Origin of the sequence: Paramagnetospirillum kuznetsovii (assembly GCF_003284725.1) — a bacterium.
GTDB lineage: Bacteria > Pseudomonadota > Alphaproteobacteria > Rhodospirillales > Magnetospirillaceae > Phaeospirillum > Phaeospirillum kuznetsovii.
Genome location: NZ_PGTO01000030.1, coordinates 21415 through 29883, shown reverse-complemented (window position 1 = coordinate 29883; position 8469 = coordinate 21415). Strand labels below are relative to the sequence as shown.

The 8469-nt window shown below is 53.6% G+C and carries 7 protein-coding genes; 3 read left to right on the top strand and 4 right to left on the bottom strand.

The window, feature by feature from the left end; genetic code table 11:
- Positions 1-40: 40 nt before the first annotated feature.
- Positions 41-298, bottom strand: coding sequence for a hypothetical protein (locus tag CU669_RS19715; RefSeq protein WP_161539744.1), 258 nt, complete (start codon positions 296-298; stop codon positions 41-43).
- A 387-nt stretch (positions 299-685) separates the two neighbouring features.
- On the opposite strand from CU669_RS19715, the gene CU669_RS19710 reads away from it, so the two are divergent.
- The 3 genes from CU669_RS19710 to CU669_RS19700 all read left to right on the top strand — a co-directional run bounded on the left by CU669_RS19710 (position 686) and on the right by CU669_RS19700 (position 4463).
- A complete protein-coding gene (locus CU669_RS19710; protein ID WP_146747815.1) occupies positions 686-1447 on the top strand; it encodes a hypothetical protein in 762 nt (253 codons plus the stop codon).
- Between the two features lie 364 nt (positions 1448-1811).
- A protein-coding gene (locus CU669_RS19705) for an IS630 family transposase (RefSeq protein WP_112147307.1) occupies positions 1812-2769 on the top strand; the annotation gives its coding sequence in 2 pieces (ribosomal slippage) (positions 1812-2153 and positions 2155-2769; 957 coding nt in all).
- Between the two features lie 47 nt (positions 2770-2816).
- Positions 2817-4463, top strand: a complete 1647-nt coding sequence (locus CU669_RS19700; RefSeq protein WP_112147302.1) for a recombinase family protein — start codon at positions 2817-2819, stop codon at positions 4461-4463.
- Here the strand turns inward: CU669_RS19700 and CU669_RS19695 are convergent.
- The 3 genes from CU669_RS19695 to CU669_RS19685 are packed head-to-tail and all read right to left on the bottom strand — an operon-like array spanning position 4431 to position 8450.
- Positions 4431-5069, bottom strand: coding sequence for a biliverdin-producing heme oxygenase (locus CU669_RS19695; protein WP_161539743.1), 639 nt, complete (start codon positions 5067-5069; stop codon positions 4431-4433). The genes CU669_RS19700 and CU669_RS19695 overlap by 33 nt on opposite strands.
- Positions 5066-5470, bottom strand: coding sequence for a response regulator (locus CU669_RS19690; RefSeq protein WP_112147300.1), 405 nt, complete (start codon positions 5468-5470; stop codon positions 5066-5068). Before CU669_RS19690 ends, CU669_RS19695 begins: the two co-directional genes overlap by 4 nt.
- A 4-nt stretch (positions 5471-5474) precedes the next feature.
- Complete coding sequence (locus CU669_RS19685; RefSeq protein WP_112147299.1) at positions 5475-8450, bottom strand: ATP-binding protein; 2976 nt, start codon at positions 8448-8450, stop codon at positions 5475-5477.
- Between the last annotated feature and the right edge of the window lie 19 nt (positions 8451-8469).

Sequence of the window (8469 nt, the reverse complement as noted above, 5' to 3'; positions counted from 1 at the left end):
TGCTGCGCTTCATCTCGTCCGTCCTTGTCAGGGCCGGACTCTACTTCAGACTGGAGGAGGATTCCCACGGCAGGTCAACCGGCATCTTGGGATCATTGGCCAGAATTTCGTCGATGATCCCGGTGAACCTGTCCAGCTTCGGCCGCGCGGCGGGCTCCTTCCGCCGATACCCCGGCGGTACCGAAAACGCGCACATCTTGTCCACCGTCTTGCGCGCAACGCCGAATAAACGCGCAGTCTCTCGCCGGGACCGGCCTTCGACGAAGACCGATTGCCGCACCAACAGATAAAGATCCACGGGCTTCATGCTCCCGCCCTTCGTCATCATCAGAAACGAAGGGCATATCACTGGCCGACTTTTACGCCGCCCTCAGCACCACAACGGCGCCGATCCGTGGCCTACTTTCTCTCCGGCGCGCACAGGGAATCGACGTCAATGACTTGCCGCCCCTCTTTCCTGAGGCCGCGGCATACCTTGAGCGGCGCTTCCGACATGGAACCTCTATTCGAGTCTTGCAAGCATCCGTAAGGCGTGCACTGGCCGCGACACTTTCATCATCATCATCGCGACATTAATCCTGAACCCGCTGTAGGCCTCTTTGTCCCATTCACCGGATGCCGACAGCATTGACCGATGACCTTGCTACGAACATGCTCTTCCCCTCCAACGACCGAGTTTGATGAAATGCCGACCACCTCCAAATTCAGCGTCTCAAACTTCTACACCGCGCTATGCTCCGCCAATCCACGAAGCGATCCGGTCATGATCCAGGATCTGTTGGTGCAGCAATTATGGTCACCTTCGTTCTATTTTTCAGAGAATAGCGAGCTATCCGGTTGGAGCCCTATGGCCACGACCACTGTTCCTGGTGTCACCTCGCAGACCCTTGTGGCGATAAGCATCGCTGATCTGATTCATCGATTGGTCCACGTCGGAGGCATGCCGAAAAACGAATTCCTCCAGAAAATCTGCGCCACCGTACCCGCAGAACTTGACTCCGATCGCGAGGATATCGCCAAGATTTTGAGAGCGACACCGCTGCGGGATTATCCAAAGGACGGCCGCATCCAGTTGGCAGCAATCATCCTTCCTTTTCGTCGCCTTAGGCAATTCTGCGAAATACATAGCCTTGCTGAACCTTTGATCCTCACTGAACATTTGGGACGGGGATATGAGGTGATCCCAGAAGCCTCCACCTCACGAGGACGCCCCTCCAAGCACGCGACTGCCGTTGAACATGCCTTTCGGGAGCGGGTCAAAGAGGGAATTAATGCAGGCACGCCGATGGCGGAAGCGAAGGCGTTACGGGCTTGGCTGAAAGGCCGCTTGGAAGCCGAAAGTCGCCCGACTGGCGAAAATGATCTCCCCAGGGAGGAAACCATCCGAAACAATCTTCTCAAAATCTACGATTTCGACACCCGCCAGTTCATTGGCACCGCCGACTGACTTTCATGACCACTTTCGTGTGAACTCCCGCTATTCTAACAATTTACGTTGGAGCAAATGAATTACGTGACCATTTTCGTGATCATTTTCTGATTATTATGACCAATTTTTCCATTTAATACGGCTTTATCGTGGAATGGGGCTGGTCATGCTGGTGGTATGGACCACACCACCGCTCCAGACCGGCACCCGACTTCACCTGTGCAGCCTGACGATAACCAGGCCGAGCAGGTGCTGTTGGCTATTGCCCGACTCATAGCCCGCGATATGGCGCGTCGCTGGCTAGAGCAACTTGCCAAAAACCTGAATCGTAGGGATTCCCAAACGTTGCGCGATGTGATTCACCTTGGTGTGGAGGTGGATCATGGGCAAAGGGTTGTCATCAGACCTTCGGGTCCGGGTTTACGGTGAGATTGAGCAGGGGCAATCGCGGCGCGCGGCGGCGCGGCGTTTCGGAGTGTGCGCAGCGACCAGTGTCCGTCTTGCGCAACGGATGGCGGCGACGGGCTCTCTGGAGCCTTCGCGGCAAGGCCGTCCGCCAGGCGGCGGCAAGCTGGCGGCCTTTGCCGATGCGCTGGTCGGCTGGGTCGAGGCGCAAGGCGACATCACGATGGCGGAACTGGCGGCGAAGCTTGCCGCCGAGCACGGCGTCGTCGCCCATCCCGCCTCGTTGTCGAAGTTTCTGATCAAGCAAGGCTTCACCGTCAAAAAAAACGCTGCTGGCGACCGAGTCCGGTCGCGATGATGTGGCAGCGGAGCGCCGGATCTGGCGGAGCCACCGCCAGCCCCGGATGCGCCAGGAACCTCATCGGCTGGCATTCATCGACGAGACCGCCACGACCACCAAGATGACCCGGCTGCGCGGACGGGCACGGCGAGGGCAACGGTTTAAGGCTCGTGCGCCATTCGGACACTGGGGGACGCAGACCTTCATCGCCGCGTTACGCTGTGACGGCCTGACCGCGCCTTGGATCATCAACGGCCCCATGAACCGGCAAACCTTCGAGATCTACGTCGAAACCCAACTGGCGCCGACCCTCCAACCGAGCGATGTCGTCATTCTCGACAACCTCTCCAGCCACAAAAGCGAGAAGGCCAAGGCCATCCTCAAGGAACGCGGAGCTTGGTTCCTCTTCCTGCCACCCTACAGCCCAGACCTCAACCCAATCGAGATGGCCTTTGCCAAGCTCAAGGCCCATCTCCGACGCATAGGCGCACGCACCATCGACGCACTCTGGAAGGCAGTCGGCGATATCTGCGACCTCTACACCCCAGACGAATGCTGGAACTATCTCACAGAGGCTGGATATGTTGCAGATTAAAGGCTCGATGCTCTAGACGGCGCATTGGGAGTTGATGAGGTGGTGCAATGAAGAAAGCAGCTCTTTACGTCAGATATTCGTCAGCCCTACAACAAGATACCTCACTCAAAGATCAGATCTTTCAATGCACCGCCTACTGCGAACGTAATAGCTGGACCGTGGCGCAGATCTATAAAGACCCAGCCAGAAGCGGAAAGACACGCTTTCGCCCTGGATACCAGTCCATGTTGGCCGCCGTCGAGGCACGGGAGTTCGATCTCCTCGTCTGCCTGACGCCGGATCGCATCAGCCGCCGCCTGGCCGATGCGGCTGACCTGCTCGACCGCTTGGATCTGGCCGGGATCGAACTTCATACCCCAAGCCTGACCCGGGTCACCCCGGTCACCTGGGGCATCCTGGCAACCATGGCTCAGGAGTACAACAGGCAGACGGCTATGCGGACGCGAGGCGGTCAGGCCACAGCAACAAAGGCCGGACGTGTCGCCGGTGGCATTGCCTATGGCTATGATGCTATGCCCGCAGATGCTGATGGCAAGCGGGGATTCCGCAGCATCAATCAAATCCAAGCTGCGGTGGTGCGTCGCATCTACCAGGAATATGCAGCAGGCCGTTCACCAAAGGATATTACCCATGGCCTCAATGCCGATGGCATTCCCGGCCCACGGGGCAGTTCGTGGTCTCCATCCTGCATCTATGGCCACCGGCGCAGAGACACCGGCATTATCAACAACCCGATCTATATCGGCCAAATCGTCTACAATCGTGCAGCTTTCAAAACCGACCTCAACACGGACAAAACGATTGTCCGTCTGAATGACGTATCAGAGGTCGTGACAGGAACGGCGCCCCACCTTCGCATCATTGAGGATGAGCTGTGGAATGCGGTCAAGGTCCGCCAGAAGGTTCTTGTTTCCCGCATGACAGGGGCGGAAGGAACGATCCGCCCTGAGAATGCACGTCGGCCACGCTATCTTCTTTCTGGTCTGCTGACCTGTGGCATCTGCGGCGGCGGCATGAGCAAGATCAGTGCCCATCATTACGGCTGCAGCAATGCCCGCAACCGTGGACCGACGGTCTGCACCAACATGCTGACGGTTCGTCGGGATGTCATTGAGCCACTGGTTCTCGATGGCCTACAGCATCACCTCATGCGGCCTGAAGCGGTGGCCGCCTTCATCACGGAATTCGAAGCGACGGTAAAGGCTGAGGCTGCCCAGCGGGATCAGGGACGCCTCGCCCTTCAGGCCGAGTTGACCAAGATCGCTGGCACCATCGAGGGCGCGATGCAGGCACTCATTGCGGCGCCAACGTCACGGGCCTTGGCCGACCATCTCGCTAAATTGGAAGTTCAGCGTGACGAGATCGAAGCCAGACTGACCAGGGCCCCGTCAGTGGTCCCAGTGGTGCGTCCCGATCTGACCGCCGTTTATCGCCGCAAGGTCATCAATTTGACCAAGGCTCTCGGACAGCCCGAGACCGCCACCGAGGCGGCTGAATTGCTTCGGGGATTGATTGATGAAGTTCGGATGGTGCCAGTTGAGGGTAAGCTCGAGGCCCATCTGTATGGTGCGTTGGGGAAGCTTTTGGAGCTCGGAAGCGAGAACACCCGGTCCAGTGGACCGGGTGTGCAAGTAACGCTGGTTGCGGGGGCACGCATTGGCTTATACCGAACTCGGCTTCAATCCCGCCGTTAATAGGTTGTTCCGATAGGTCAGATGCCGATCAAACAACTCACTGATTTCATAAAAAAATTCGTTCGATGCACTCGCGGCTAAGGTCGCATCTAAACTGTCCAATTGATCAACATAAACCCAGAACCGTTGCCAATGCGAGTGGTCATGTTGACCATCAAAAAATCTCATCACATGTTTACAGCTGCACTCTAAATTAACCATCAACTTCTCTCGAATAACACGACCTCCCATGGCAGAGCCTTCAATAACATACCGCATCCCAATATAATCATTTAGCGTTAATGGGGGTCTCCCGTCCCATTGGGGGACACTTGGAGTAACAAGTTCACTAACTCTTCCAAGTTCTTCAATATCTGACCTCAAAAGATCACTGCGACGCGGGACATCAGTTTCCGGCATAAACTCCAAGAGCGCCAGTTCAGTTGGGGCGTGTAACGTATAAAGAGCAACTAAAATATCTCCATACACACGGCACGTAAGCCCTTCTTGAATCAGATGCCGCATCAATGGATGATGGTCTATCCGACGATGAGCTGCTTTTGTAAAACTTCGTAAATGATCACGAAGGCCATAACTGTCATCAATCCTTTCAATAGGCTTGATCAAGATACACCAACACCATTTAATCCTAACGCCTTCATCACGCCAGAATGAAGTTGTTTGATTGAAAAAGGCTTCTCCAGATAAACGCTGACACCGGCATTATAAGCAGATGCCTCTGATTCTTTGCCCTTATTCCCGGTAAGAAGGACTATTGGGACCGCAGGATCAATGCCATTTACCCCCCCGCGAATCCGGCGCGTACACTCCAGCCCATCCATGACTTCCATCATCCAATCCATAATGATCAGATCGGTGTGTTCGGCTTGTAACGCATCAAGGGCCTCGGCTCCATTCGATGCCTGAACGATTTTCTGAAAGCCGAGACTGCCGAGAACCATGCGAATCAATTCACGCATCTGCGGGCTGTCTTCAACGATAACGGCGCGACGGACTGCATTATCCACGAGATTAATCTCCGTTAGAAAATTCCAAACCACTGCTCCCGACTGCGAGCGTAATTGAGGCCAAAAGCGGGGGAAACAGCCCTTCCAGGTTGTCAACCAAGCGCATCACTCCCAAGATGTCCGAAGCCTCTAACCCGGCCTCAATATCCTCTGTGATCCCCACAATTTCCTTGGCCTCAATCATACCGGCCAGTCCCTTGAAGGTATGCGCATCTCGTCCTGCAGTTTCAAAATCGCGATTTGCGATTGCCTGGCGGAGGCGGAGCACAATATCTCCTTGCTCCTGGACAAAGCTTTGAAGTGAGGAAAGGTAAAGCTTCTTCATTCCCGCGACGCGCCGCAAACCTGCACGAACATTTAAACCACTGATCTCAGAGGGCAAGTGCAGATCGCGTCCTGACATGGCATTCATTCCTGCTGTCCCAAGAATGGATGCCTCAGCTAGGCCGGTGACCCAGTTTTGAATAACGCCGTAGAGTTGCTCTGGCTGGAACGGCTTGCTCACAAAATCACTCATACCGGCAGCAAGGCATTCATCCTTATGCTCATGCATCGCATTGGCGGTCATGGCGACAATAGGCAAATCCAACAATTCCACATTTTCCCTGATTAGACGTGTCGCGGTAATGCCATCCATTCCAGGCATTCTGACATCCATCAGAACAATTTCATATTTCCCTGACGCCGCTTTTTCTACAGCAGCAGCACCGTTTCCGACCACATCAACCAACATTCCTGCAGCCTCAAGCAAACCAACGGCAACCATCTGATTTGTAAGATCATCTTCGGCCAGAAGAACTTGCGCACCTTGCAATATGGAATGGTCTTGATGAGCAAAATTATTATGAGGTTTTATGGGATATAAAAATTTTGATGGGCAATCAGCGCCATCAACAGCCCCTTGAAACTGCACCGTGAACCAGAAGGTACTTCCGCTCCCATATTGACTTTCAACTCCAGCCCGCCCCCCCATTAATTCCGCCAATTGCCGTGCAATTGCGAGCCCCAATCCGGTGCCACCGAACTTTGCAGAGGTTGATGCTTCAGCCTGCTGAAAGGACTGGAATAGTGTGGCCTGCTGTTCCGGAGTGAGGCCGCACCCGGTATCAGAAACCGCAAACCGCAACTTGGTCGGCGGCGCTGTCTTCCCCCCTTCAATCTGAACATCAACATCAATTCCACCTGAGCTTGTGAATTTTACGGCATTGCTCAGGTAATTCAGGAGTATCTGCCTGATCCGAAGTGGGTCTCCAATCATCCCACGTGGAACCTCTGGAGCGATTCGAACGTTAATAGGCAATCTTTTTTCAGAGGCTTGCGCAGCAACGACACTAATTGCCTCGTCGACGAGATTGGCCAGATCGAAGGGAGCCGTATCAATGACAACCTTACCCGCCTCAGCCTTAGAAAGATCAAGGATGTCGTTGATGATTCCCAGCAAGCGTTGAGCTGACTGCTTAATTGATTGGATGTGGTGACGTTGCTTCGCTGGAAGTTCCCCACCTAGGGCTAGATGGGCCATCCCGATGATGCCGTTCATGGGAGTACGAATTTCGTGGCTCATATTGGCCAGAAAAAGTGACTTGGCCTTGTTAGCAGCCTCAGCCACATTCTTGCTTTCTCTTAGCTGGGCCTCAATTTCTTTAATTTCAGTGACGTCCGCACCGGTTCCACGGTATCCGATAAACTCGCACTCCTTGTCGAATACCGGGACACCGCTGATTCGAAGATATTTTTTTCCACGCCCCGTATCGATAGCATAGTCAAAATCACGGAATGGACGCCGAGCGGATAAGTCACCCTGATGGTCCGCAAGAGACTCGGGAGAAATTTCAGATATTAACCATTCCCTTGTTTTTCCAATCACTTCCTGGGGATCAAGACCAGTTACATATGAGAATCTTTCCGAAAACCAAGTGAACCGGAGATTCTCATCCATTTCCCAGTACCAATCCGACGATGATCGCGCAAAGTCAGAAAATCGATCCCTGCTTTTTTGTACATTCATCTCCATAATTTTTCTTGATGTTATATTAGTATGAACAACGATTGCGCCGGGCTCAACGCCAGAAATTGGAGAAATATCCAGTTTAAACCAACGTTGCTCCGTCGGCGAGTGACATGGATATTCTAATGAAACTCCAGAAGACTGCCCATTAATCACATCAAGTAGTGCACGAGAGTTTAATTGAGGTGGGCATTCATTTGCATCAACGCCTCCGCATACCGAGCCATAATATTCGCCAATGCAGAATGTTAAGCTTCCTCCGTTTTCAATCGAAAACTTTCGCCACGCTTCATTGACGAGAGTTATCACCCCGTGACGATCAAGAACTGCGATATGCTGTGGCATGCAGTCGATAATCAAGGCAAGCTTATCGCGTGTGATCGCTAATTCAGCAGAATGTCGGTACGCAGTCTCCTCAGCAACTTTTCGGTCGGTAATGTCCATTACCGTAGTGAGGCACCGCCACCCCTCGCCCCACTCGGTCCCAAGGCGAACGCTTTTCAAGATGATTGGAACGGGTGCTTTTTGATGAGGCGCAAGCCGCGATTCTGTAGAGGCATTGCCATGCGCCTTCACCATGGAAAAGTGCCCATCCACCTCCTGGCGGACTTTGCCATCCACAAACATTCGAAATGGCATGCCAATGACATGGGCTCTGTCGTTTCCAATAAGTTTAAGGCCAGCAATGTTGACATCAATTATTGAAAGCCGTTCATCCAGCACAAAGTATCCTACTGGAGCACAGTCAAAAAGATCGCGATTTTTGTTATTTTGCCTCTCAATATCCTCGCGAGCCTGCTGAAGCTCATCATTCTGGGCTTTAAGCTCTTCCTCATGGACTCTTAAATTATGGAGAGTTTCTTCAAGAAGGCGCTGCCCCGCCCCAGGCCCGTCTGAAACAAGCCTGCGAAGCGCAAGGTCTTCTTCGTCCTGCATCTGCCGCTCTGCTTCGAGCTGTAGCTTGTCATTCATATTAACACCGCGTTTTATC

Excerpts from the sequence above, each read along its gene's own strand:
- CU669_RS19710 (WP_146747815.1), top strand. The coding sequence starts at position 686 with ATGCCGACCACCTCCAAATTCAGCGTCTCAAACTTCTACACCGCGCTA.
- CU669_RS19700 (WP_112147302.1), top strand. The coding sequence starts at position 2,817 with ATGAAGAAAGCAGCTCTTTACGTCAGATATTCGTCAGCCCTACAACAA.
- CU669_RS19685 (WP_112147299.1), bottom strand. The coding sequence starts at position 8,450 with ATGAATGACAAGCTACAGCTCGAAGCAGAGCGGCAGATGCAGGACGAA.